The following is a 24571-nucleotide window of genomic DNA, read 5'->3' as shown; positions in this document are numbered from 1 at the left end:
CCGCCTCAAACTCGGTCACGGAGTGTACAACCGATGCCGCTCCCGGAGCACTGACGTTGACCCATGGTCACGTGAGCGACATCCGGCTCAAAACCGGTCCGGGGAGAACGGGCTCAAGTCGAAGCCCGGGTCTTCGCCCAGCGCCACCGCCGCGACGAGCTTCCCCGCGAACGGCGCGTTCGTCAGCCCGCCCGCGCCGAAGCCCGTCGATACCGCCAGACCCGGGCGCACCAGGCCCAGGATCGGCAACCCGTCCGGCGTGCCCGGGCGGAAACCCACCCGTGTCTCCGTGAGAGTCGCGTCCGCGAGGCCGGGTGCCACCGCCAACGCGTTGTCCAGCACTTCACGCTGCCCCGCGACCGTGACGCGGTAGTCGAAGCCGGACTCCGCCTCGCGGGTCGCGCCCGCCACGACGCGGCCGCCGCCGAACGCCAGCAAGTAGTGGCTGCTGCTGCGGGGCAGGACGACCGGCCATGCCGCCGTGTCCGTGCCCGGCAGGTCGAAGTGGCTGATCTGGCCGCGGTGGGGCGTCACCGGCAGGTCGATGCCCAGCGGCGCCAGCAGTTCGCGGCTCCACGCGCCGGCCGCGACCACCACGCTGTCCGCTTCCAGAGGGCCTTCGGGGCTCGCCACCGTGCCGTCGGCCCGGAACGCGACCTCACCCTCCACGAACTTCGCGCCCCGGCGCTCGGCGGCGGACAACAGCGCGCGGCGCAGGAGGTGCCCGTCGACGCGGCCGGCGCCGGCCAGGTGCACCGCGCCCAGCCCGGGAGCCAACGCCGGGAACAGCTCACGGGCCTGCGCCGGGTCGAGCCGGCGCACCTCGCCGATCTCCGGTGCGTCCCCCGCCCGGGAGGTCAGCCGTTCCTGGGCCTCGGCCAGCTCCGCGTCGTCGGCCGACACGATCATTCCGCCGACGACCTCGAACGACGAATCCTCGAGCTCGGCCGTGAACTCGCGGTAGTACCGGCCGGCGGCCGCCGCGAGCGGGTACACCGCGTCTTCCCAGCGGGACGTCCACGGGCTGACGATGCCGGCACCCGCCTCCGTCGCCGTTCCCGGCCGTGCCGCGTCCGCCACGACCACTTCCGCGCCGCGGCCCGCCAGGTGCCAGGCCGTCGCCGCGCCGCCGATCCCGCTTCCGATCACGAGCACTCGCATGTTCCCCACCCTGCCCGAAAATGCCGCGCCGGGGCCAACGAGATGCGCCGCGCGCACAGCCGGGCGGCCGTATGCTGCGCGCCATGCCGAGCCGTGCCGAGCGGTATGTCGCCCATCTCGACACCCTGACCGGGACCACCGCGCCCCGCCTGCAGCCCATCCCGTCCACCCACGCCGGGCTCGACGACGTCATCGCGCTCGTCTACGCCGACGAGCCCGAACCGCGGTACCTGACCGGCGCGACCTACGGCCTTTCCCTGGCCGACCACCCGGACTGGCACGGCATGAAGCCGGAACTGTGGATCAGCGTCCGGTCCGACGACCCGGTGTGGGCCCTGGCGATCGGCTACCTCGCCGAGCAGTTGCGCGGCACCTGCCCGTTCGTCTGGGGCGACACGATCGACTTCGGGCAGCCGATCGCCCCGGAGTCCGCCATGACGGCGTTCGCCGTCTCGGCACCCGCCGGCCTCGACGCGCACCAGTACACGCTGATCGACGTCGGCGGCGCGCCGATCAGCATCGCCGGCTGTTACCCGGTGCACGACACCGAGCGGAAGTACATCCGCGAGCACGGCATCGACGCGTTCTGGCAGCTGGACTGGGACCTCTACGACGTCCGCCGCGCGCCGGTGGTCTAGACACGAGGCCGCACGAGTTCGCCGACAGCGGCCACGAACGCCTCGACGTCCAGGTCGTCGTCCCAGGATGCCTGCAGCAGCAGCCCCTGGTAGATGGCGACGAGCACGCGGATCAAGGCTTCCGGCGCGGCATTGCCGAACGCCTCGAGCTGGTCGTCCACGCCCTGGCGCGCGAGGGCACGGATCCGGGGTTCGCGGACGGTCTCGGCCCAGGCCTGCATCCCGAGGTTCCGCTGTTGCGCCGCTTCCGGGGCCGCGATGGCCCGCAAGAGACCGAGGTAGGCAGCGAGGGGATCGCTCGCGCTGTCGAGGCCGGCCGAGCGGGTCGTGTGCCATTCCCCGACGATCGCGAGGATCATGTCCTCCTTGCCGGTGAAGTACCGGTAGATCAGCCCGGCGGACAGACCGGACTCCTTGACGATGTCCTGCATCGAGGTGCGGTGGAAACCGTTGCGGGCGAAGCAGCCGGCCGCGGCGTCGAGGATCTGCCGACGGCGGTTCGTCAGGTGCTCCGCGCTGACCTTGGGCATCTACCGGACCACCGCCCACGCGATCCGGTAGAAGCCGGCGGCGGGCTCGTCGCGGTGATAGCGGGCAGCCGCGTCCTTCGCGGACAAGTCGCCCTTCAGGTCCAGGCCGCGCTCGGCCAGGTAGCCGGGAACATCGTCGGGGTGGAAACCGAACGTCCACGGCTCGCCGACCTTCTCGACCTTCTGGTGCCACGCGGTGCCGTCGCCGAGTGCCGCGCGGTCGACGTAGGTGAAGATCACGGTGCTCCCCGGCCCGACGATCGCGGTCAGATCGCGGAAGGTCGCGTCGACGGCCCGCTCGGTGAGGTAGTTGGTGACGCCCTCCCAGATGACTGCGGTGCGCTTGGCCGGGAAGCCGCCGAGAGCCGCGGCGAGGCTTTCGGCGTCGAGGTCGACGGGAACGTAGTGGACGTGCGGGCGGTCGGCAACGTGCTGCCGCTTCGCCCGTTGGGTGACCGGGTGGTCGACCTCGTAGGTCGGGGGCATCCCGGGGATGCGGTGGGCCCGGCTGTCGTAGCCCGCGCCCAGCAGCAGCACCTGTTCCGGTTCGGCTTCGCCGAGCAGGTCGTCGATCAGCCGGGTGCGGGCGACGGCGGATGTGCGCGGGCCACCCGGGTAGTGGTGGTCGATGAGCCGCGCGATGCCATGCCCGACGGGCCGGATCGCGGCGGCGCGCACCAGCCAGCGGTAGCGGGCGGGCAGGAACCGGATGGCGTGGTCGTCGGCGAAGAGCCGGTCGCGGCGGCAGGTCTCGAGGGCGCGGAACAAGGCGACGTGCCCGGCGGTCCGGCTGGCGTTGCGCATGCGGCCAGCATAGTGAATGAACGTTCGTTTTTCCATCGCCGCGCTTAGCTCCGGTACGCGGCCACCGCGAGCTGCGCGAACGACCGGACCAGCGGTCCGGTGTCCTTCCAGGCGACGACCACGGGGTTCGGCGCTAGGTCGGTGAGCGGCACCACGACCAGCTCACCGGGCGGCCGGTGGCCGAGCGGCATCAGCCCGACCGTGGCGTTCCAGAGCACGGCCTGCAGGCATTCCTGGACCGCGCGCACCACCGGCCCTTCACGGGGTTCGCCGCCGTGCCAGTAGGACTGCCAGAGCGGATCGGTGCCGTCCGGGAACCGGAACCAGCGCCGTCCGGCCAGGTCGGCCAGCTCCAGGTGGTCGCGGCCGGCCAGCGGGTCGTCGGCGCGCAGCACCGCGCCCACCGGGTCGGCGCGCAGCCGGTGCACCGTCAGGCCGGTCTCGTCGAACGGCCCGCGGGTCAGGGCGACGTCGACCAGGCCGGCACGCAGCCCGCACGTCGGGTCGGTCAGGTCAGCGTCTCGGACGCGGACTTCGACGTCCGGGTGCCGCCGGCGGTAGGCGTCGGCGAGCCGCGTCGCGCCGGGGTCGGCGCTGTCGCCCAGGATGCCGACGGTGAGGGTGGCCGCGCCCGCCGCCGCGGCCACGCGCACGCGGGCGCGGTCGGCCTGGTCCAGCAGCGTCCGCGCCTCTTCCAGCAGCGCCGCCCCGGCCGGGGTCAGCGTGACGCCCGCGGCCGAGCGGAGCAGCAGCTCGGCACCGACGTCGGTCTCCAGCTGCTTGATCGCCCGGCTCAGCGGCGGCTGGCTCATGTGCAGCCGCGCGGCGGCCCGGCCGAAGTGGAGTTCTTCGGCGACGGCGACGAAGTACCGAAGCGTGCGCAGCTCCATGACCGGCGACGATATTCGCCCGGTATCGGCACCACCGAACCGGTCTTGGACGGCCGCGGCCGGACGGCGGTGGAATCGGGTCATGACCGAACTGACCGATCCCGCCGTGCGTGTCGGCGGCGCCCGCGAGATCGCCCCGGACCTGCTGGTGATCCCGAACGACCACGTCGACCTGGTGCCCAACATCGGGGTGGTCGCCGGCACCGAGGCCGTCCTGGTCGTCGACACGGGCATCGGCACCGCGAACGCGTCCCAGGTGCTCGCCTTCGCGGCGGAGGTGGCGAAGGGCCGTCGCCTGTACCTGACCACGACGCACTTCCACCCGGAGCACGCCTTCGGCGCCCAGGTGTTCGCCGGCGAGGCCACCTACCTGGTCAACCGCGCGCAGGCCGACGACCTCGTCACCAAGGGCCCGGGCTACCTGGACATGTTCCGCGGCTTGGGCGAGGTGATCGCCAGCCGGCTCGACGGCGTCCGGGTGCCCGCTCCCGACGTGGTCTACGACGGCGAGTACGCCCTCGACCTCGGCGGCCGGACCGTCCGGCTGCGCCCTACCGGCCGTGGCCACACGAAGGGCGACCAGGTCGTCGAGGTCCCGGACGCCGGCGTGCTGTTCACCGGCGACCTGGCCGAGACCGGGCAGTTCGCGATCTTCCCGTGGTTCCCGCCGCATGACATGGACGTCTCCGGGGTGGGCTGGCTGGCGGTCCTCGACCGGCTGGCCGCCGCCGGGCACCGGGTGGTGGTCCCCGGGCACGGAGAGGTCGGTGGTGGGGCGGTGCTCACCGACGTCCGTGACTACCTGCGGGAATTGCGGGACGAGACCTGGCACCGGCGGGACTCGGCGATGGGCGTGGACGAAATCACCGCCGAGGTCCGTTCGCTGCTCCTCGATCGCCACCCGGAATGGGCCGGACGGGAGTGGATCGAGCCGGGCGTCGCGTGTCTGTGCACCGAACACGACGCCTGACCCGGATCACCCCGCGCCGAGGACCGCCATCGCCGCGTTGTGGCCGGGAATGCCGCTGACACCACCTCCTCTCGCAGCTCCCGCGCCACAGAGCAGGATGCGCTCGTGCGCTGTCTCCACACCCCAGCGGCCGGCCTGGGCCGGGTCCTCCGCGAAGGGCCAGGAGAGGTCCCGGTGGAAGATGTGGCCCCCCGGCAGACCCAGCTCGGCTTCCAGGTCCACCGGGGTTTTGGCTTCCACGCAGGGTTTTCCGTCCGGCCCGGACAACAGGCAGTCCTCGATCGGCTCGGCCAGCACGCTGTTCAGCGAAGCGAGCGTCGCGCGTAACGCCGCTTCGCGTGCCTCTTCGTTGCGCCCCTCGAAGAGACGGGCCGGCATGTGCAGGCCGAACAGGGTGAGCGTGTGCGTGCCGGCCGCGCGTTCGGCCGGGCCGAGGATCGACGGATCCGTCAACGAGTGGCAATAGATTTCGCACGGCGGCAGCGTGGGGATCCTTCCCGCCGCCGCTTCGCGATACGCCGCCTCCAGCTGGGTGAAGCTCTCGTTGACGTGGAAGGTGCCCCCGAACGCCTCGGCCGGGTCGACGTCCGGGTCACGCAGCCTCGGCAGCCGCGTGAGCACCATGTTCACCTTCAGTTGCGCACCTTCCGGGGTTTCCGCCGGTTCCTCGCCCAGCAGTCGCGCCAGCGTGGACGGCGCGACGTTGGCGAGGACGTGGCCGCCCCGGACGACGAGCTCGGCGTCGCCACGCCGGTAACGCACCTCGCCGTCCGGGTCGACCGACAGCACCTCCGCACCGGTGACCAGGCGCGCGCCCGCCGCGGCGGCCGCCGCCGCGAGCGAACGGGTGACCGCGCCCATACCGCCGACCGGGACGTCCCAGTCGCCGGTGCCGTTGCCGATCACGTGGTAGAGGAGGCACCGGTTCTGCCGCAGGTCCTCGCCGTCCGCCGGGGCGAACGTGCCGATCAGCGCGTCGGTGAGCACCACGCCGCGCACCGTGTCGTGGCCGAACCACGACGTGAGCGTTTCGCCGATCGGCCGTTCGAACAGCAGGGACCACGCCTCGGCGTCGCCGAGGCGCTCGCGGAAGTCCACTTCGGACAGGAGTGGTTCGGTGAGCGTCCCGAACGCGCGCCCGGCGACGCGCCCGGTCAGCTCGTAGAACCGCTGCCAGGCCGAGAAGTCCGCTGTGGACCCGGTGACCGCCCGGAACGACGACACCGTCCGGACGGCGTCGTCGTTGTCGACAAGGAGACCGGAGCCGCCCGACGGGGTGTAGGACGACATCCGGCGCCGTCGCAGCTCCACGTCGAGGCCGAGGTCGGCCACGATCTTCTTCGGCAGCAGGCTGACCAGGTACGAGTAGCGCGAAAGCCGGACGTCCACGCCCTCGAACGCGCGGAACGAGACGGCGGCGCCACCGGTCTCACCCCGCCGTTCGAGCACGAGCACGGACCGGCCCGCCCGCGCCAGGTACGCGGCCGCCACCAGGCCGTTGTGCCCACCGCCGACGATCACCACGTCGTAGCTGTTCATCCGCCCCTCCTCAGGTTCTGCCTGCCCGTTCATCGTGACCAGGCCGCCCGGCCGAATTCAAGAAAACGTCACGAATGGACCGTTCGCGCTATTCGGTTGCGCGGTCCCGGACCGGTCCGGCAAGCTGGGCTCGTCCGGCAGGGAGCCGGTGCGTGCGACAGCAGGGAGGTGCCTGACGTGATGACTGTCCGGGCCTTTCCGCGCCCGCACCCACTCGCCCCCCGGCGCTGACCACGCGCCCGGTGGGGCATCCCTGACCAAGGAGAAACCCACCAGTGCGCCAGCACGACTTCGAAGACTACGACCTGTTCGACGAACAACCGTCCCGCCGCCGCGAAGCGCGTTCGCGTCGGCGAGGACGGTTCGACGAACCCGAACCCACGCGCAGCGGCCGGCTGACCGAAGGCGAACGCGTCCGCCTCGCGAAGCTGCGCGACGACGCCTACACGGAAAACCAGCTACCCGACGGCGCCGACCGCTGGTCCACCTGGGACGACGCCGAGCACGGCCCGCTCCCCCGGCCGGACTGGGTCGTCACCGAGCTCGCCGCGGTCGACACCGACCTCGGCGTCCTCAAGACCGGCAAGGAGGCGGATGTCCACCTGCTGCGGCGCGGGTTGCCAGGCACCCCCGGCACCCTGCTCGCCGCGAAGCGCTACCGCAGCGACGAGCACAAGCTGTTCCACCGCGACGCGGGCTACCTCGAGGGACGGCGGATGCGCCGGTCCCGCGAGATGCGCGCGATCGAGCACCGCACGGCGTTCGGCCGCAACCTGATCGCCGAACAGTGGGCCGTCGCGGAGTTCGCCGCACTGAGTCGTTTGTGGACGCTCGGCGCGCCTGTGCCGTACCCGGTGCAGCGCGAGGGGACGGAACTGCTGCTCGAGTTCCTCGGCGAGGACGACGGCACCGCCGCGCCCCGGCTGGCCCAGGTCCGCCCGGACCCGGACGAGCTGAAGGACCTGTGGTTCCAGGCCACCGCGGCACTCGAACTGCTCGCGTCCGAAGGGCTCGCGCACGGCGACCTCTCCGCGTACAACCTGCTGGTGCACCGGGGCAGGCTGATGGTGATCGACCTGCCCCAGGTCGTCGACGTCGTCGCCAACCCCGGCGGCGTCGAGTTCCTGGCGCGGGACGTGCGCAACCTGGCCGGCTGGTTCCACGGGCGCGGTCTCGGAGAGCACCTCACGAACACCGGAGAACTGCTGGCGGAGCTCGTTTCCGCGGCTGGGCTCGAGTGAACCCGGGGCGGCGTCGCGACTGTGGTGTGGAACACGTCTGCGACGCCGCCCACAACCGGTGACCTCGATGCGTAGTCCCAGCTCCGGCTCGGGTACAGTGAACACAGACCGCAACCGGCGGCGTGGATGAGTTGGTGTCCGTCGCCTCCAGAGTCGTTAAAAGGCAGAGTCGTTAAAGGCACAGCCACCGAATGGCTCGCGGTGATCCGAAGTAACCCAAGCGGCGCGCAGTGTCGGCAAGCGATGACACGGTGTGCCGGGTCCGTCCCTGTGAACGCCCATCGCACACCATCTTGCCCTGCCTGCGCGCGGGCAGCCCGGGCCTCCCTTGCGACGAACCACGTCCGAGAGGCATTTGTGACAGTCACGTTCAACTCCGGCCACTCCTCGGCGTCCGCTCGCGCGGGCCGTCCCGACCGCAAGCCGCGGCAGCGGCCGTCGGGCGGCGACATGCTGCGCGACGACGCGGTCGAGACCGTGGTCACCAAGACGTTCGCCCAGCTGGGCCTGCCGGAGCCGCTGCTCCGCGCGCTCGCCGAGGCGGGCATCGACCAGCCCTTCCCGATCCAGTCCGCGACCATCCCGGACGCCCTGGCCGGCCGGGACGTCCTGGGCCGCGCCCAGACCGGCTCCGGCAAGACGCTCGCCTTCGGCCTGGCCATGCTGGCCCGGCTCGACGGCGGCAAGGCCCGCCCGAAGCGCCCCCGCGCGCTGATCCTCGTCCCGACCCGCGAGCTGGCCATGCAGGTCGCCGACTCGCTGACCCCGCTGGCCAAGGCGCTCGGCCTGTGGTGCCGCACCGCCGTCGGCGGCATGGCCTTCGCCCGCCAGGCGGACGCGCTGTCCCGAGGCGTCGACCTGCTGATCGCCACGCCGGGCCGGCTGTCCGACCACGTCCGCCAGGGCACGGCGGCGCTGGGCGACTGCAACTTCATCGCCCTCGACGAGGCCGACCAGATGGCGGACATGGGCTTCATGCCGCAGGTCCGCGAGATCCTCGACCTGACCCCGCCGGGCGGGCAGCGACTGCTGTTCTCCGCGACGCTCGACGGTGACGTCAACCGCCTGGTCAAGCAGTACCTGACCGACCCGGTGACGCACTCGGTCGCCCCGTCGACCGCGAGCGTCACGACCATGGACCACCACGTTCTGCAGGTCTCGCACCAGGACAAGCAGGACGTCATCACGCAGATCGGCGCCCGCGAAGGCCGCACGATCATGTTCGTGCGCACCAAGCACCACGTCGACCGGCTCACCGAGCGGCTGCGCGAGCAGGGCGTGCACGCGGCGGCGCTGCACGGCGGCAAGACCCAGGGGCAGCGCAACCGCGTCCTCGCCGACTTCAAGGACGGCCTCACCCCGGTGCTGGTCGCCACGGACGTCGCCGCCCGCGGCATCCACGTCGACGACATCTCGCTGGTGCTGCACGTCGACCCGGCGGCCGACCACAAGGACTACCTGCACCGCGCCGGCCGCACGGCCCGCGCCGGGGCGTCCGGCGTGGTCGTCACGCTGGCGACGCACGACCAGCGCCGGATGGTCCGCCGCCTGACCGACCGCGCCGGCGTGCGCGCGGAGTCGACGACGGTCCGCCCGGGCGACGCCGAGCTGTCCCGCATCACCGGTGCCAAGGAGCCCAGTGGCGAGCCGGTCGTCGAGCGGCGGCGCGAGAACCCGCGTCGCGGCGGTGGCTTCCGCGGCGACCGTGGGTTCGGCGGCTCGAACCGTGGTGGCGAGCGCGGCTACGGCGATCGCGGTGGCTACGGCGACCGTGACCGCGGTGGCGACCGTGGCGGTTACCGCGGCGGCGACCGTGAAGGCCGTCCCGGCGGCTTCGGCGGCCGTGGCCGTCAGCCCCGCTCGGGCAACGGCGGTGGTTACGGCCGCCCGAGCCGTGGCCCGCGTCGCGGCTACGACAGCTGATTTCCCTTCGGAAGCCCCGGACCGGTGGTCCGGGGCTTCCGGCGTTTCCGGGCCCGCTTCGCGGCCGCGCGAAGTCCGGATGGGAGACTGCGGGACGTGACTACGCCGCCCACGCCCCCGCCCGACGAGGTTTTCGACTGGCTCGACATCGAGGCGGAGAAGCGCGCGAACGCGGGACTCGTGCGGCAGCTGCGGCCGCGTCCCGCGCGGGCCGACGAGCTGGACCTGGCGGGCAACGACTACCTCGGGCTGGCCCGCGACAAGCGCGTCGCCGGGGCCGCCGCGGCCGCCGCGCTGCGCTGGGGCGCCGGCGCGACCGGGTCGCGGCTGGTCACCGGATCCACCGAGCTGCACACCGAGCTCGAGCTGGAGCTCGCCCGGTTCTGCGCCGCGCAGGCGGCGCTCGTGTTCTCCTCCGGGTTCGCCGCGAACCTCGGCGCGGTGACCGCGCTGTCCGGGGCCGAATCCGCGATCGTCACCGACAAGTACATCCACGCGTCGCTGATCGAGGGGTGCCGGCTGTCGCGGGCCGACGTCGCCGCGGTCGCGCACTCGACGCCGTCGGCGATCAAGCACGCGCTGGCGACCCGGCGCAAGCCGCGGGCGCTCGTGGTGACCGACTCGGTGTTCTCGGTCGACGGCGACCTCGCCCCGCTCGGCGAGCTGGCCGGGATCTGCCGTTCGCACGGCGCGGCGCTGCTGGTGGACGACGCCCACGGCTTCGGCGTCCTCGGCGAGGGCGGCCGGGGCGCGGTCCACGCGGCCGGGCTGTCGGGCGCGCCCGACGTCGTCACGACGTTGACACTGTCGAAGTCCCTCGGTGCCCAGGGCGGGGCGGTGGTGGGCCCGCGTCGCGTGATCAAGCACCTCGTGGACACGGCTCGCAGCTTCATCTTCGACACCGCTTTGGCGCCTGCGAGCGCCGCTGCCGCCTTGGCCGCGTTGCACGCGCTGAAGGAGGAGCCGGGACTGGCGGAAAAGGTGGTCGAGAACGCGGGCAACCTGGCGATGTCGCTGAAGGCGGCCGGGCTGAAGGCGAGCCTGCCCGACGCCGCCGTCATCTCGGTTCAGGCGCCGTCCGCGGAGACGGCGGTCGCGTGGGCCGCGGCTTGTGCCGAGCAGGGCATCCGCGTCGGGTGCTTCCGGCCGCCGTCGGTGCCGGACGGGATTTCCCGGCTGCGGCTGACGGCGCGGGCCGACCTCACGGAGTCCGATGTGGACCGTGCGGTGAAGGTGATCACCGCGACCGCGCCGCGGGGTGCGCTCGCCTGAGCCCTCCGCGGCGGGTCGGCTCGCGTGATCCTGCGCCGTTCTCGCGTGATTGAGGAGGCATCACGTGTGATTGGAGGGGCATCGCTGCGGTCAGTTCGGGAGGCGGCGCATTTTTATGTGGGGAATTCCGTCTTCGTCGATGTACTCCGGGCCTTCCGCGACGAAGCCGTAGCGGGCGTAGAAGCCTTGGACGTAGGTCTGGGCTTCCAGGACGTACTCGGCCGGGGTCGTCAGGGCCGCTTCCATCAGGCGGGCCGCCAGGCCGGCGCCGCGGGCGGGGGCGGCCGTGACCACGCGGCCGATGCGGCGGACGCCGTCCGGGTCCAGGAGGACCCGCAGGTACGCCGTGACGCCGCTTTCCTCCTCGAACCACAGGTGCCGGGTGTCCGGCCGCAGGTCGTGGCCGTCGACGTCGAGGTACGCGGCTTTCTGCTCCACGACGAAGACTTCGGCGCGCAAGCGGAGGATGTCGTGCAGCTGGGCAGCGGTCAGCTCGGGACCGGTCACGTCGTGCAGAGTCGGCATACCCCTGCCTAGCACGCTCAGCCGAGGAGGCGCGGGGTGGCCTGGGTTTTGATGTCGTCCGCATACGTCGAGACGCGCGTGTAGACGCCCGGTTTGCCCGCCTTGGCGCAGCCGTCGCCGAAGGAGACGATCCCGATCAGCGTGTCGCCCACGACGAGCGGGCCGCCGGAGTCGCCCTGGCAGGCGTCGATGCCGCCCTCGGGGTACCCCGCGCACACCATGCTCCGCTGGTCGTAGACCGTGTAGTCGGCGCGGCATTCGCTGTCCGAGACCAGCGGGACCTGGGCACTGCGCAGGTAGTCGGAGCGGGCGCCGCCGTCGGCGATGCGGCCCCAGCCGAGCACCGTCGCCTGCGTGCCCTTGTTGTACAGCCCCGCGTCACCGCTGCCGGGCAGCTTCGCGGGCCGGTAGTCGAGCTGGCCGCGGACCGTCAGCACCGCGATGTCGCCGCCCTGGGTCGGGTCGCGGTAGTCCTGGTCGACCCAGACCTTCGAGACGCCCAGGACCTCGCCGTCGCTGGTGCGCTTGTCCTCGCGGCCGGCCACCACGCGCATCTCCTGCTTCGCCACCGCCTTGGCGCAGTGCGCCGCCGTCGCGACCGCCGTGGAGCTGACGATCACCGCGCCGCAGAACTGGTTGCCGCCCGAGTCGGTCAGGTACACCGCGTACGGGTAGTTGGCGAGGGACGCCTGGTTGCCGCCGACGATCCGGGGCTGGTTGGCCGACGCCTGGTCCGCCGACGCCGTGCCGACCACGACCGGGACGGCCACCGCCGCGACCGCCAGGAGCGCGCCGCACGCGAGCAGCAGGGATCGGCGGGACTTCACGGACATGGGTTTTCCCCTTTTCGATGCGCGGCACAGGGCAGAGCACTCGGCAGTCAGACGACTCCGATGCGTGAACGAGTGGCCCTGAATACCCTAATCCGAGTAGGCCCGAAACGGTGTCACTGGAACGGGTGGACTCCGCGCTCACCCACCGCTTCTGCCAAGCTGGCCGGATGCGGCGGAGAGCGACGGCGGCGGCGTGGGCACTCCTGTCCTTCGCCCTGACCGCGTGCTCTTCGGAAGTCCCGTCGACGCCGCAACCGGCCCCTTCGGTCACGACCACGACGAGTACCGCCGCCACGCCGGCCGCCGTCTGGCAGGTGGGCGCGCGTCTTCTCCCCCGCCGTCCCGACGGCTTCGGCGAGGTCGAGCCGACGCCACCCGAACTGGTGAACCGGGCACTTCCGACAAAAGACCTCCTCCCGCCCCCGGCCGGCGACCGCTACGCGGCGACGATCGGCGCCGTGCCCGCCGACGTCCTCGCGCGCAGCACGTGGCAGCCCGCCTGCCCGGTCAAGGCCACCGACCTCCGCTACCTGACGCTGGCCTTCTGGGGCTTCGACGGCCGCGCGCACACCGGCGAAATGCTGGTCAACGCCTCCGGCGCCGACGGGATCGCCAAGGTTTTCGGGGTGCTCTTCGCGGACCGGTTCCCGCTGGAAGAGATGCGCGTGACCAGCGCGAGCGACCTCGATGCGCCGCCGACCGGCGACGGCAACACCACCAGCGCGTTCGTCTGCCGGCCGGCACGTGGCCAGACGACGTGGTCGGCGCACGCGTACGGGCTCGCCGTGGACGTCAACCCGTTCTGCAACCCCTACACCCAGGGCGACCTCGTGCTGCCCGAGCTGGCCTCGGCCTACGTCGACCGCTCGCGCGTCCGGCCGGGCATGGTCCTGGCCGGCGACGCGACCGTGCGCGCGTTCGCGGCCATCGGGTGGAGCTGGGGCGGGAACTGGCGCAGCCCGACCGACCTGATGCATTTCACCGCCACCGGGCACTGACCGCGTAATACGACGTTAAACACAATGAGGAACACTCACCCTTCCGGCGAGGTTGGCTAGGGTGAAACGACCGGACCCGGACCCGCGGAGGATGCAGTGCCCCACTACGACCTGGTGATCGTCGGGACGGGATCGGGAAACTCCATCCTCGGCCCGGGCTTCGCCGGCCAGAAGACGGCGATCGTGGAAAAGGGCACCTTCGGCGGGACCTGCCTCAACGTCGGGTGCATCCCGACGAAGATGTTCGTGTACGCCGCCGATGTCGCGTACACGCCTTCGCACAGTTCGAAGTACGGCGTCGACGAAGAGCTGAAGGGCGTGCGCTGGCGCGACATCCGCGACCGGATCTTCGGCCGGATCGACCCGATCGCCGCGGGCGGCGCCGAGTACCGCCGCAGCCACGAAGACAACGCGAACGTCGACGTCTATGAAGGCACCGGGCGCTTCACCGGGCACAAGGAGCTGCGTGTCAGCTTCGCCGACGGACGCCCCGACGAGGTGCTGACCGCCGACAAGTTCGTGCTCGCCGCGGGCGGGCGTCCGGTGATCCCCGACATCCCCGGTCTGGACACCGTCGACTACCACACCTCCGACACCGTGATGCGGCTCGACGAGCTGCCCGAGCGGATCGTCGTCCTCGGCGGCGGGTACATCGCCGCGGAGTTCGCGCACGTCTTCGCCTCCTTCGGCGTGCAGGTCACGCTGGTCAACCGGTCCGGACGGCTGCTGCGCTCGGAGGACGACGACGTCAGCGAGCGGTTCACCGAGCTGGCCGCCGAGCGGTTCGACGTCCGGCTGGACCGCAAGACCGTGCGGGCGTACGGGACCGATGGCGGTGTCGCGCTCGATCTCGAAGGGCCGCACGGCGTCGAGACCGTCGAGGGCGACCTGCTGCTGATCGCGACCGGCCGCAGGCCGAACTCGGATCTGCTGGACGTCGCCGCCACCGGTGTGACCACAAAGGACAGTGGGCACGTCGTGGTCGACGACTACCAGGAGACCACCGTCGAGGGCATCTACGCGCTCGGCGACCTTTCGTCGCCGCACGAGCTGAAGCACGTCGCGAACCACGAAGCACGCGTGGTGCAGCACAACCTCCTGCACCCGGACGAGCGGATCACCGCCGACCACCGGTTCGTGCCGCACGCGGTCTTCACCCACCCGCAGGTGGCGTCCGTCGGGCTCACCGAGCGGAAGGCCCGCGAGCTGGGTGTGTCCTATGTGGTCTCGAAGCAGGACTACGCGGGGATCGCCTACGGCTGGGCGATGGAGGACACCACGGGCTTCGCGAAGCTCCTGGCCGACCCGGCGACCGGGCAGCTGCTCGGCGCGCACATCATCGGGCCGCAGGCGTCGTCGGTGATCCAGCCGCTCATCCAGGCGATGAGCTTCGGCCTCGACGCGCGGAGCATGGCGCGCGGCCAGTACTGGATCCACCCCGCGATGCCGGAGCTGGTCGAGAACGCCCTGCTCAGCTTGCCCCTGGACTGACGCAGGCTCAGACGAAGCGGGCGCGGCCGGCCAGGACGCCGAACGCGACCTGGACCAGCAGCAGGCCGAGGAGCATCGCCAGCGGGACGGTCCAGCCGCCCGCGACGTCGTGCAGCAGGCCGAACAGGAACGGCCCGAGCGCGGCGAAGAGGTAGCCGAAGCCCTGGGCCATGCCGGACAGGCGGGCCGTGTCCGCGCCGGTTCGCGCGCGCAGCGCGATCACGGTCAGGGCCAGCGAGAACACACTCATCCCGAGCCCGACGAGGATGCTCCAGAGCAGCGGCGACCATGCCGGGGCCAGCATCAGCCCGGCCGTCCCGGCGAAGCCGAACACGCCCAGCGCCACGATCCAGGGGCCCTGCCCGCCGCGAGCGCGAGCCGCCATCGGCGCGATGACGAGGCTGATCGGCACCGCGATCAGCGAGACCAGGCCGAACAGCAGCCCGGCGTCGCCGCGTGACACGCCGGCGTCCATCAGCACCTGCGGGAACCAGCCCATCGCCGCGTAGGCGTAGAACGCCTGCAGGCCGAAGAAGACGGTGACGACCCAGGCCAGCCGGTTGCGCAGCAGCGACCGTCCGGCCTCGGCGGCGCCGGCGTGACGCGGTGCCCGTCCGGTGCCTCGGGCTGCGAGAATCCACGCCAGCAGCGCGACGACGGCCAGGACCGCCCAGCTCCCCAGCGCCGGGCGCCAGCCGCCGAACGCGTCGCCGAGCGGCGGGGTCACCGCCGACCCGAGCGCGCCGCCGCCCTGCAGCCCGGCGGTGTAGACGCCGGTCAGCACGCCGATCCGGGCGGGGAAGGAGTCCTTGATGACCACCGGGACGAGCACGTTGATCAGGGCGATCCCGGCGGTGGCCACCAGCGTCCCGCCGAGCACCACGACCGGGCCGTCGAGCACGCGCAGCACGAGGCCGGCCGCCAGCGCGGCGAGCGCGATCGCGATGGCGGCGCCGATCCCGGCCCGGCGGGCGAGCAGCGGCGCGGCCAGGCCGGCACCGGCGAAGCAGAGCGTGGGCAACGTCGTGAGCACGCCCGCCCAGAGCACGGACGCGCCCAGGTCCGCGCGCATTTCGGCCAGCATCGGGCCGACCCCGGTGATGGCCGGGCGCAGGTTGAGGGCGGTCAGGACCACGGCGACGGCGAGCAGCGTTCCGGCCGCGACCACGCCCGGGGTCCGCGTCGCGGCGACGCCGTCCAGTTCGGGTTCCCGGTGTTCGACGCGCATGGCCGCTACTATCGCATACGTAGGATGATTGGATGAAGGGATAAATCCTGTGCCTCTGGCCACCCCCCGGCGAGCAGGCCTCGTCGACCAGGTCATCGAGCAGCTGCGGACCGCGGTCACGCAGGGCGAATGGCCGATCGGCGAACGCATCCCCACCGAGGCCGAGCTCGTCGAGCAGCTCGGCGTCGGGCGCAACACCGTCCGAGAGGCCGTGCGCGCGCTCGCGCACACCGGAATCCTCGAGGTGCGGCAGGGCGACGGCACCTACGTGCGCGCCACGAGCGAGGTCTCCGGCGCGATCCGCCGGCTCTGCGGCTCGGAACTGCGCGAAGTCCTGCAGGTCCGCCGCACCCTGGAGGTCGAAGGCGCGCGGCTCGCCGCCGTCGAGCGGACCGAGGACGAAGTCGCCGCGCTGTGGTCGCTGCTCGCCCGCCGCGAAGTCGAGCTGCGCGAAGGACATTGGCAGGACTTCGCCCGCATCGACGCCGAGTTCCACTGCGCGGTCGTCGCCGCCGGCCACAACCGGCTGCTGACCGAGCTCTACCGCGGCCTGACGGAGGTCATCGCGGCCAGCATCGCGACGACGTCGACCATCGCGCCGGGAGCGGACCACGCGCCGGAGATCGGCCACGAAGGCCTCGCGCAGGCCATTGCCGACCGGGATCCGGACCGCGCTGCCGCCGAGGCCTGCGGCTTCCTCGACGAGCTCCTGGAGCGCATCGAACGCGCCTGACCTGCGCGTTCTACTCGTGTGGCACCACCATTGACCCCTAAGGGTGCCATTTCAGGGTTGTCGTGGTGCCACGATGGCGCCATAGTTGTGCCATGGACCTGACGCCCTTCGTAGACGAACTCCGCCGGGAGCTCGCGGTCGCCGCCGAGGCGGCGGGCGAGGACGCCGTCGCCCTCGCCGAGCGGCTCACCGCGCCGCTCGAATCGGCGATCCGGCTCACCCTGCTCGACGCCCTCTCGGCCGCGGCCGACGAGATCACCCGCGACCTCGCGCCCGGCTCCGTCGAAGTCCGCCTCCGCCGCCGTGACGCCGAATTCGCGGTAACGCTCCCCACGACGGCCGAGCCGGCCGCCCAGGAAGAAGAGCCGCCGCCCCCGCCCGAGGCCGACGACGGCGCCGTGGCGCGGATCAACCTGCGGCTGCCCGAGCAGCTCAAGCAGCGCGTCGAGGAGGCCGCGAGCCGCGACCGGCTCTCGATCAACGCCTGGCTCGTCCGGGCCGCGAACTCCGCACTCGGCCCCGACAAGAGCACCACCCGCCGCCGCTCGCTCTACGGCGACAAGTACACCGGCTGGGTCCGCTAGACCCGCCGCTCTCACCAGCGAAATCACACCCAAGCAGCCCAGGAGGGCACAGCCATGCCATTTTTCGCCACCCCCGAGCCGATCACCGCCACCCTCGACTTCAGCGTCGCCGACGTCCGGATCGTCGCCGGCGACCGCGCCGAAACCACCGTCGAGGTCGAGCCGGCCGACCCGGGCGACACCGAGGACGTCAAGGCCGCCGCCAAGACCCGCGTCGAGTTCACCGACGGCGAGCTCCTGGTCAAGGGCCCGAAGTACACCCACAAGCTGTGGGGCAAGGGCGGCGCGCTGCACGTCGTCGTCGAGCTGCCCGCCGGTTCGCGGCTCAAGGGCACCTCCGCGATGGGCGACTTCCGCGTCAGCGGCCGCATCGGCGAAAGCCGCTTCAAGACGTCCATGGGCAACATCGACCTCGGCGAGACCGCCCGGCTCGAGGCGACCACGGCGATGGGCGACGTCACCGTCGGCCGGGCCACCGGCCACGCCGAAGTCGGCACCGGCTCCGGCGAACTGCGGATCCGCGAGATCGACGGGACCGCCGTGCTCAAGAACTCCAACGGCGAGACCCGCGTCGGCGAGGTGACCGGCGACCTGCGGGTCAGCACGGCCAACGGCGACATCGTGGTCGACGTCGCCCACGCGGGCGTCGACGCGAGGTCGGCCGCCGGCGACATCCGGATCGGCCAGGTCATGCGCGACGCGGTCGTCCTCGAAACCGCCGTCGGCGAGATCGAGGTCGGCATCCGCGAGGGCAGCGCCGCGTGGCTGGTCCTCAACACCGTCACCGGCACCGTCCACAACACGCTCACCGCGGCCGACGGTCCCGGTGGGACCGACGAGACCGTCGAGGTCAAGGCCCGCTCCACCACCGGCGACATCGTCATCCGCCGCGCCTGAAGCTCCACCGGACAAAAGGGGAAGATCCATGACAGACGCCATCGTGGCCGAGGGGCTCGTCAAGAAGTACGGCAGCGTCACCGCGCTCGACGGGATGTCGCTGAGCGTGCCCGAAGGCACCGTGCTCGGCGTGCTCGGACCGAACGGCGCCGGGAAGACCACCACCGTCCAGATCCTCACGACGCTGCAGAAGCCGGACGCGGGCCGGGCGACCGTCGCCGGGTTCGACGTCGTGAAGGACGCGCACGAGCTGCGTTCGCACATCGGCGCTTCGGGGCAGTACGCCGCCGTCGACCCGGAGCTGACCGGGGCCGAAAACCTCGAGATGGTCGGCAGGCTCTACCACCTGGGCACCAAGCGCGCCAAGGCCCGCGGCCGGGAGCTGCTGGCCCGGTTCAGCCTGGGCGACGCCGCCGACCGGCCGGTCAAGGGCTACTCCGGCGGCATGCGGCGCCGGCTCGACCTGGCCGGCGCGCTCGTCGCCAACCCGCCGGTGCTGTTCCTCGACGAGCCCACCACCGGGCTCGACCCGCGGGCCCGCACCGAGCTGTGGGACGTCATCACCGAGCTGGTCGCGGGCGGCACCACGCTGCTGCTGACCACGCAGTACCTCGAAGAAGCCGACCGGCTGGCCGACAGCATCGCCGTCGTCGACCACGGCCGCGTGATCGCCCGCGGCACCGCCGACGAGCTCAAGGACCTCGTGGGCGGCGAGCGGATCGAGCTGACCGTCGGCACGCACGCCGACGTCGGCGTCGCGCAGCAGGCGCTGGCCCGGCTGGCCAGCGGCGAACCGCAGGCCGAGGGCTTCCGGCTCACCGTGCCCGTGACCCACGGCGCGAAAGCGCTTACCGAAGCGCTGGCTCTGCTCGCCGCGGAAGGCGTGGACGTCCGCGACGTCGGCGTCCGGCGCCCCACCCTCGACGACGTTTTCCTCACTCTCACCGGCCACGAGACGGCCGAACCCGCGAAGGAGGCCGTGTGATGAACGCGGTGCAGATGGCCGTCACCGACGGCGTGACCGTCGCCAAGCGCAACTCGATCAAGATCCTCCGGTCGCTGGACCTGCTCGGGTCCATCGTGTTCATGCCGGTGATGTTCGTGCTGCTCTTCGGTTTCGTGTTCGGCAGCGTGATCGACATCCCCGGCATGTCCTACCGCGAGTTCATGCTGCCGGGGATCTTCACCCTCGCCGTGGCGATGGGCAGCATCGTCACCGGCTACGGGCTGACCGACGACCTGCAGAAGGGCCTCATCGACCGGTTCAGGTCCCTGCCGATGTCCCCGGCCGCGGTGCTGATCGGGCGGACCACCGCGGACCTGATCCTCAACGTGACGAGCCTGCTCATCATGGGTCTGGTGGGGTTGCTGGTCGGCTGGCGCATCCACACCGGCGTCTTCGAGGCGCTCGGCGGCGTGCTCCTGCTGCTCGCCTTCGCCTACGCGCTGTCGTGGGTGATGGGGACGCTCGGCCTGGCCGTGCGCAAGCCCGAGGTGTTCAACAACGTCTCGAGCGTGGCGATCTTCCCGCTCACCTTCCTGGCCAACACGTTCGTCGACAGCGCACGGCTGCCCACGCCGCTGCGGGTGATCGCGGACTGGAACCCGGTCTCGGCGATCACGCAGGCTTCGCGGGAGCTGTTCGGCAACACGAGCACGGCCATGCCGGCGCACGATGCCTGGCCGATGCAGCACGCCGTGCTCGCGTCGGTGCTGTGGATCGCGCTGCTGCTGGCGATCTTCGTGCCGCTCTCGGTGCGCTGCTACAAGAAGGCCACCAGCCACTGACTCGCAGATCTTCGACGGCGGGTTCGCCATAAGGCGGCCCGCCGCCGGGCACGCGACGCAAACCACCCTCCGCATGCGCTTTACATCACCCAAAGTGGCTGGTATAAAATCCGGCATGAAATCGCACCCAGAACCACAGGTGGTGCTAGACGAGCTTGGCGACAAGGTCGTCCATGCTGTGAGTCGCGGCGTTGCCCATGCCAAAGAGCAGCTTGACGTGTACCGAGAGTCACACCCAGCGTGGCTCAATGGGAACGCGCCGCGGACAATCGCGTGCTTGATTCACGACTGGATGTGGTCCTCGCTGATCGACGACGTTCGCGACTTCAGCCACGTCGTGACGTCCGACAACGGCACTACGCGGGAACTTGTCGTTCAAGTGGACTCCAGGGAACGACTCACCTACCGCATCCGCGTGAAGCGACACCACCTCGATGGGCGCACCAGCAGCTACCCGACGCAGACGGTCCTGGATTTCGAAGCTCAGGGTCTCAATCAGACGTTCCCTGGCTTCGGCGAGTGTCGCCTGGAAGTCGGGTACGAGTGGGACACCGCCACACGGACGATGGGCCCTGCTGTCATCACTCTTCGGGACGGTCAGGAGAACGTCCTTTGGACAGTGCAGTTGCCCGCTCCACCCGCGTCCGGTGGCGCTACAGTCACTCGTCCGACAACTCCTGGCCCCACTCAGCCGTTCATCGACGTGGCAGGCTCGGAGACCCACGACAGCACAGGATCGGATTGGTAATGACGGCGATCGGTGGTGCACTTGCCACCCTGCGCCTCGCTCGTGGCTACACCCAGGAACAGCTCGCGACGATGGTCGGCGTGTCCCAGCCGGCCATCAATCGGTACGAGCAGGATCTTCGCGAACCGGACCCAGACATCCACCGGCGACTCGCGGACGCGCTGGGAGTCACCGAGGACTTTCTGCAACACGCAGGCTCTCTCAAGGGAGCCATGGCCGTCGATGCACACATGCGCCGACGGGCATCTGCCAAAGCGACAGACTGGCGGCGACTTGAAGCCAAGCTGAACGAGCATCGCATGCACGTCAGCAAGCTCTTCGAACAAGTATCGCTACACGCGAACCAGATCATCCCCACGTTCGATCCGGAAGGCATGCCTGCGGCCGATGCAGCACGACTCACCCGGATGCAGTGGCGTATGCCTGTCGGCCCAGTCAAGGATCTTGTCGGATGGCTCGAGGCGGCAGGCTGCGTGATAGTCGCAGAGGACTTCGAAACGGCACGTGTCGACGGCCTGTCGCAATGGATCAATGATCACCCGGTTGTGATGATCAACCAGTCATTTCCAACCGATCGCCGCCGATGGACGCTCGCCCACGAGCTCGGGCACCTCTGCCTACACTCGGAGTACATCAGCTCAGACCCCGAAACGGACGCGAACGCATTTGCAGCAGAGTTCCTCATGCCAGAAGAGGTCATTCGACCTCAGCTGCGCGATCTCACAACCGGGAAACTCGCGGATCTGAAGCGCCAGTGGGGAGTCTCGATGCAAGCCCTCGTCGAGCGGGCTCATCAACTTCGAATCATGTCGGCCGCCGACCGAACCGCGATGTACAAGAAATTCAGCCGCCTCGGCTGGCGAGTGCGCGAACCTGTAAGTGAAGAACTCAAACCGGAAATACCTCGCTTGACCCACTCGATTGCCGAGACTCTGCTGTCCAAAGGGTTCTCAGCTGAGGAAGTGGCGACGACGGCCGGTTACGCGGACGAGACGAGGAACGAGGTCTTCGTACCGGCCGCCCACAGGTTGCGTGTTGTCTGACGCTGTCTGTGGGCAGCCACTGACTCAGGGCAGCGTGAGGATCTCGCTGCCGTCGGCCGTCACCACGAGGGTGTGCTCGAACTGGGCCGTCCACTTCTTGTCCTTCGTGGTGACGGTCCAGTCGTCGGCCCAGATGTCGTAGTCGATGGTGCCCAGGGTGATCATCGGCTCGATCGTGAAGGTCATGCCCTCCTCGATGATCGTGTCGACGGAGGGCTCTTCGTAGTGCAGGATCGTCGGCGGCGTGTGGAACGCGGGGCCGACGCCGTGGCCGGTGAAGTCGCGGACCACGCCGTAGCCGAAGCGCTTCGCGTAGGACTCGATGACCCGGCCGATGACGTTGAGCTGCCGGCCCGGCCGGACCGCCTTGATCGCCCGCATCGTGGCCTCGCGGGTGCGCTCCACCAGCAGGCGGGCCTCCTCGGAGACGTCGCCGGCCAGGAACGTCGCGTTCGTGTCGCCGTGCACGCCGCCGATGTAGGCGGTGACGTCGATGTTGCAGATGTCGCCGTCTTCGATCACCGTCGAGTCCGGGATGCCGTGGCAGATCACCTCGTTGAGCGAGGTGCAGCACGACTTCGGGAACCGGCGGTAGCCCAGCGTCGAGGGGTAGGCGTGGTGGTCGAGCAGGAACTCGTGCACCACCTTGTCGATGTCGTCCGTGGTGGCGCCCGGCTTGACGGCCTTGCCGCCCTCCTCCAGGGCCTGGGCCGCGATGCGGCCGGCGACCCGCATCGCCTCGATCACCTCGGGCGTGCGCACGCCGTTGCCGGTGTCCCGTTTCGGCGCCGGCTTGTCCACGTACTCGGGACGGGCGATGGAACTGGGGACGTCACGGCGCGGCGTCTGGACGCCGGGAACGAGCGGGGCACGAACGGACATGCCTCCACCTTACGACGGCCCGCTCAGCCGATCCCCGCCAGGAACCGGTGCGCGGCCTGCACCGCCGGTTTGGAGGAGCCGGCGTCGGTCAGCAGCACGGCGAACGCCAGGTCGCCGCGGTAGCCGGCGAACCAGCCGTGCGCGCGGGAGCCGTCGCCGAACTGGGCGGTCCCGGTCTTGCCCGCGACGTCGGGCAGGTCCCGCAGGCCGGTCGCGGTGCCCGCCGTGACGACGTCCCGCATCATGCCGCGCAGCGCGTCGAGGACCTGCTGGGACGGCGCGTCGCCGACCTTGTCGGCAGTCGCGGGCATCCCCTTGACGATCGACGGCGTCGGCACCTTCCCGGCCTGCACGACCGCTGCGACCAGGGCCATGCCGAACGGGCTGGCCACCACCGTGCCCTGGCCGAAGCCGTCCTCCGCGCGCTGCACGGCCGAGTCGCTGGCCGGGACGTCGCCGGTGACCGTGGTCAGGCCGGGCACCACGAAGTCGGCGCCGAGCCCGAGGGACCGGGCGGCGTCGGTGAGCGCCGACGCCGGGAGACCGGCGGCGAGCCGGGCGAAGGTCGTGTTGCAGGACCGCGCGAACGCCGTCTTCAGCGGCACCCGGCCGAGGTCGAACCGGCCCTCGTTCGGCACGACACGGTTCTCGATCACCGTGGTGCCGGGGCAGTCCACCGGGCTGCCGGGCTCGACGTCCCCCGCCGACAGCGCGGCCGCCGCCGTGACGATCTTGAACGTCGACCCCGGTGGGAAGCGCCCGGACAGCGCGATCGGGCCTTCGTCGTCGGCGGCGTCGTTTTGCGCCACGGCGAGGATGTCCCCGCTCGACGGCTGGATCGCGACCAGCGCGGCCGGATGCGTCTCGGTGTCCAGGGCCTTTTCGGCGGCGGCCTGGATCCGCGCGCTGAGCGTGCTCGTGATGGCCGGCCCGGGCCGCGGCGGTTCGGCCCGCAGCTCCGACACCTCGCCACCGGTGACGTCCCGGGTGACGATCCGCCAGCCCGCCGCCCCGGCCAGCTCCTGCTCGACCAGCGCGCGGATGGCCGGCAGGACCTGCCGCCCGGACCCGCGGGTCACCGGCAGCAGCCGCTCCTGGCTGGCGAACCGGACGCCGGGCAGGTCGTAGATCGCCGGCTTGACCTGGTGGTAGTCGCCGGCCCGCAGGGTGATCACCGGGTAGGCGTCGCCGGGCTTGGTCTTGTTCATCCCCTCGAGCACCGACCGGCCGGTGACCGACGGTTCGAACCGGTGCAGTGCCTTGGCCAGCGACCCGGCGACCGCGCTCGGGTTGCCGGTCTTCTGCGGGTCGACGACCACGCCGATCACGGTCTGCGGGCGCATCAGCGGCACGCCGTCGCGGTCGAGCACCGGCGCCGTCTCCGGCAGCTGCGGCAGCAGGCCGATGGTCTGGCCGACGGTCAGCTGCGGGTGCACGACCGTCGGCTGCCAGTGCACCTGCCAGCCGTGCTCGGCCGCCCGCAGCTGGACGTCGGCGCGGTAGGACCAGGTGCGGTCGTGCGACAGGTGCCAGGTGAGCCGGTAGCCCGCGGTGACGACGTCGCCGTCCGGCTGCTTCACCTCTTCTTCGTCCGCTTCGAGGGATTCGGGGTCGAGCGCCCCGCGGACCTGCGAAAGCACGATCTTGGCCGCGTCGGGCGAGTCGGTGGCCGCCGCCGCGGCGGCGACGTCCCCGGACGCGAAGGCGTCGAGGAAGGCGGAAAGGGCGTCCTCGGGCCCGTCGCCCGAGCACCCGGCCGTGGTCGCGGCGGCGAGCAGCAGCACCGCGAGCGCACTGCGGCGTCGACGTGCACTCATGGCGGGATCGTGCCTGGTCAGCGAGTTACCCTCGGG

General features: G+C 71.3%; 23 protein-coding genes. 13 read left to right on the top strand and 10 right to left on the bottom strand.

The features are described 5' to 3' along the window. Positions 1-87: 87 nt before the first annotated feature. Positions 88-1161, bottom strand: a complete 1074-nt coding sequence (locus AB0G28_RS04875) for an FAD-dependent oxidoreductase (RefSeq protein WP_361082997.1) — start codon at positions 1159-1161, stop codon at positions 88-90. 83 nt (positions 1162-1244) lie between these two features. On the opposite strand from AB0G28_RS04875, the gene AB0G28_RS04870 reads away from it, so the two are divergent. Continuing rightward, complete coding sequence (locus AB0G28_RS04870) at positions 1245-1799, top strand: suppressor of fused domain protein (RefSeq protein WP_361082995.1); 555 nt, start codon at positions 1245-1247, stop codon at positions 1797-1799. Here AB0G28_RS04870 and AB0G28_RS04865 read toward each other — a convergent pair. The 3 genes from AB0G28_RS04865 to AB0G28_RS04855 are packed head-to-tail and all read right to left on the bottom strand — an operon-like array spanning position 1796 to position 4023. Next, positions 1796-2329, bottom strand: a complete 534-nt coding sequence (locus AB0G28_RS04865; RefSeq protein WP_361082993.1) for a TetR/AcrR family transcriptional regulator — start codon at positions 2327-2329, stop codon at positions 1796-1798. The genes AB0G28_RS04870 and AB0G28_RS04865 overlap by 4 nt on opposite strands. Then, positions 2330-3133 carry an SAM-dependent methyltransferase gene (locus AB0G28_RS04860; RefSeq protein ID WP_361082991.1) on the bottom strand — a complete coding sequence of 268 codons (804 nt, stop codon included), beginning with the start codon at positions 3131-3133 and terminating at the stop codon, positions 2330-2332. A 44-nt stretch (positions 3134-3177) separates the two neighbouring features. Continuing rightward, positions 3178-4023 carry a LysR substrate-binding domain-containing protein gene (locus tag AB0G28_RS04855; protein ID WP_361083153.1) on the bottom strand — a complete coding sequence of 282 codons (846 nt, stop codon included), beginning with the start codon at positions 4021-4023 and terminating at the stop codon, positions 3178-3180. An 82-nt stretch (positions 4024-4105) separates the two neighbouring features. On the opposite strand from AB0G28_RS04855, the gene AB0G28_RS04850 reads away from it, so the two are divergent. After that, positions 4106-4993 carry an MBL fold metallo-hydrolase gene (locus AB0G28_RS04850; protein ID WP_361082990.1) on the top strand — a complete coding sequence of 296 codons (888 nt, stop codon included), beginning with the start codon at positions 4106-4108 and terminating at the stop codon, positions 4991-4993. Between the two features lie 6 nt (positions 4994-4999). On the opposite strand, the gene AB0G28_RS04845 is transcribed toward AB0G28_RS04850, so the two are convergent. Further along, complete coding sequence (locus tag AB0G28_RS04845) at positions 5000-6532, bottom strand: NAD(P)/FAD-dependent oxidoreductase (RefSeq protein ID WP_361082988.1); 1533 nt, start codon at positions 6530-6532, stop codon at positions 5000-5002. 275 nt (positions 6533-6807) lie between these two features. Between AB0G28_RS04845 and AB0G28_RS04840 the strand changes: the two genes are divergently transcribed. The 3 genes from AB0G28_RS04840 (at position 6808) to AB0G28_RS04830 (ending at position 10968) form a co-directional block, all read left to right on the top strand. After that, complete coding sequence (locus tag AB0G28_RS04840; RefSeq protein ID WP_361082986.1) at positions 6808-7773, top strand: RIO1 family regulatory kinase/ATPase; 966 nt, start codon at positions 6808-6810, stop codon at positions 7771-7773. Positions 7774-8130: 357 nt separating this feature from the next. Next, positions 8131-9696 (top strand): DEAD/DEAH box helicase, encoded by a 1566-nt coding sequence (locus AB0G28_RS04835; protein ID WP_361082984.1) that lies wholly within the window; start codon positions 8131-8133, stop codon positions 9694-9696. Between the two features lie 96 nt (positions 9697-9792). Then, complete coding sequence (locus AB0G28_RS04830; RefSeq protein WP_361082982.1) at positions 9793-10968, top strand: 8-amino-7-oxononanoate synthase; 1176 nt, start codon at positions 9793-9795, stop codon at positions 10966-10968. 90 nt (positions 10969-11058) lie between these two features. Here AB0G28_RS04830 and AB0G28_RS04825 read toward each other — a convergent pair whose 3' ends face one another. Then, positions 11059-11493: a GNAT family N-acetyltransferase gene (locus AB0G28_RS04825; RefSeq protein ID WP_361082980.1), complete on the bottom strand. Its 435-nt coding sequence runs from the start codon at positions 11491-11493 to the stop codon at positions 11059-11061. Positions 11494-11510: 17 nt separating this feature from the next. Then, positions 11511-12326 (bottom strand): serine protease, encoded by an 816-nt coding sequence (locus AB0G28_RS04820; protein WP_361082978.1) that lies wholly within the window; start codon positions 12324-12326, stop codon positions 11511-11513. Between the two features lie 167 nt (positions 12327-12493). Between AB0G28_RS04820 and AB0G28_RS04815 the strand changes: the two genes are divergently transcribed. After that, positions 12494-13324 carry a M15 family metallopeptidase gene (locus tag AB0G28_RS04815; RefSeq protein ID WP_361082976.1) on the top strand — a complete coding sequence of 277 codons (831 nt, stop codon included), beginning with the start codon at positions 12494-12496 and terminating at the stop codon, positions 13322-13324. A gap of 96 nt (positions 13325-13420) precedes the next feature. Beyond that, positions 13421-14815 carry a mycothione reductase gene (locus AB0G28_RS04810; RefSeq protein WP_361082975.1) on the top strand — a complete coding sequence of 465 codons (1395 nt, stop codon included), beginning with the start codon at positions 13421-13423 and terminating at the stop codon, positions 14813-14815. Between the two features lie 7 nt (positions 14816-14822). On the opposite strand, the gene AB0G28_RS04805 is transcribed toward AB0G28_RS04810, so the two are convergent. Beyond that, complete coding sequence (locus AB0G28_RS04805; RefSeq protein WP_361082973.1) at positions 14823-16043, bottom strand: MFS transporter; 1221 nt, start codon at positions 16041-16043, stop codon at positions 14823-14825. A 49-nt stretch (positions 16044-16092) separates the two neighbouring features. Here AB0G28_RS04805 and AB0G28_RS04800 point away from each other — a divergent pair, with 49 nt between their 5' ends. The 6 genes from AB0G28_RS04800 (at position 16093) to AB0G28_RS04775 (ending at position 21836) form a co-directional block, all read left to right on the top strand. Continuing rightward, the gene (locus AB0G28_RS04800; RefSeq protein ID WP_361082971.1) at positions 16093-16776 is read left to right on the top strand and encodes a FadR/GntR family transcriptional regulator; all 684 of its coding nucleotides are present in this window, start codon (positions 16093-16095) and stop codon (positions 16774-16776) included. A 92-nt stretch (positions 16777-16868) separates the two neighbouring features. After that, positions 16869-17360 (top strand): toxin-antitoxin system HicB family antitoxin, encoded by a 492-nt coding sequence (locus tag AB0G28_RS04795; protein WP_361082969.1) that lies wholly within the window; start codon positions 16869-16871, stop codon positions 17358-17360. Positions 17361-17414: 54 nt separating this feature from the next. Continuing rightward, entirely contained in the window at positions 17415-18257 is an 843-nt protein-coding gene (locus AB0G28_RS04790) for a DUF4097 family beta strand repeat-containing protein (RefSeq protein ID WP_361082967.1), read from the top strand. A 28-nt stretch (positions 18258-18285) separates the two neighbouring features. Then, positions 18286-19242 carry an ATP-binding cassette domain-containing protein gene (locus AB0G28_RS04785; RefSeq protein WP_361082965.1) on the top strand — a complete coding sequence of 319 codons (957 nt, stop codon included), beginning with the start codon at positions 18286-18288 and terminating at the stop codon, positions 19240-19242. Next, positions 19242-20045 (top strand): ABC transporter permease, encoded by an 804-nt coding sequence (locus tag AB0G28_RS04780; RefSeq protein ID WP_361082963.1) that lies wholly within the window; start codon positions 19242-19244, stop codon positions 20043-20045. Before AB0G28_RS04785 ends, AB0G28_RS04780 begins: the two co-directional genes overlap by 1 nt. 747 nt (positions 20046-20792) lie before the next feature. Beyond that, positions 20793-21836 carry an ImmA/IrrE family metallo-endopeptidase gene (locus AB0G28_RS04775; protein WP_361082962.1) on the top strand — a complete coding sequence of 348 codons (1044 nt, stop codon included), beginning with the start codon at positions 20793-20795 and terminating at the stop codon, positions 21834-21836. A gap of 24 nt (positions 21837-21860) precedes the next feature. Here AB0G28_RS04775 and map read toward each other — a convergent pair whose 3' ends face one another. Both map and AB0G28_RS04765 read right to left on the bottom strand, forming a co-directional pair. Beyond that, on the bottom strand, positions 21861-22718 hold the full coding sequence (gene map / locus AB0G28_RS04770; RefSeq protein WP_361082960.1) for a type I methionyl aminopeptidase: 858 nt from the start codon (positions 22716-22718) through the stop codon (positions 21861-21863). A 23-nt stretch (positions 22719-22741) separates the two neighbouring features. After that, positions 22742-24535: a penicillin-binding transpeptidase domain-containing protein gene (locus tag AB0G28_RS04765; protein ID WP_361082958.1), complete on the bottom strand. Its 1794-nt coding sequence runs from the start codon at positions 24533-24535 to the stop codon at positions 22742-22744. Between the last annotated feature and the right edge of the window lie 36 nt (positions 24536-24571).

This window comes from Amycolatopsis sp. NPDC021455 (assembly GCF_040640995.1).
Classification (GTDB): domain Bacteria; phylum Actinomycetota; class Actinomycetes; order Mycobacteriales; family Pseudonocardiaceae; genus Amycolatopsis.
This window is presented reverse-complemented; position numbering and strand designations above follow the sequence as displayed.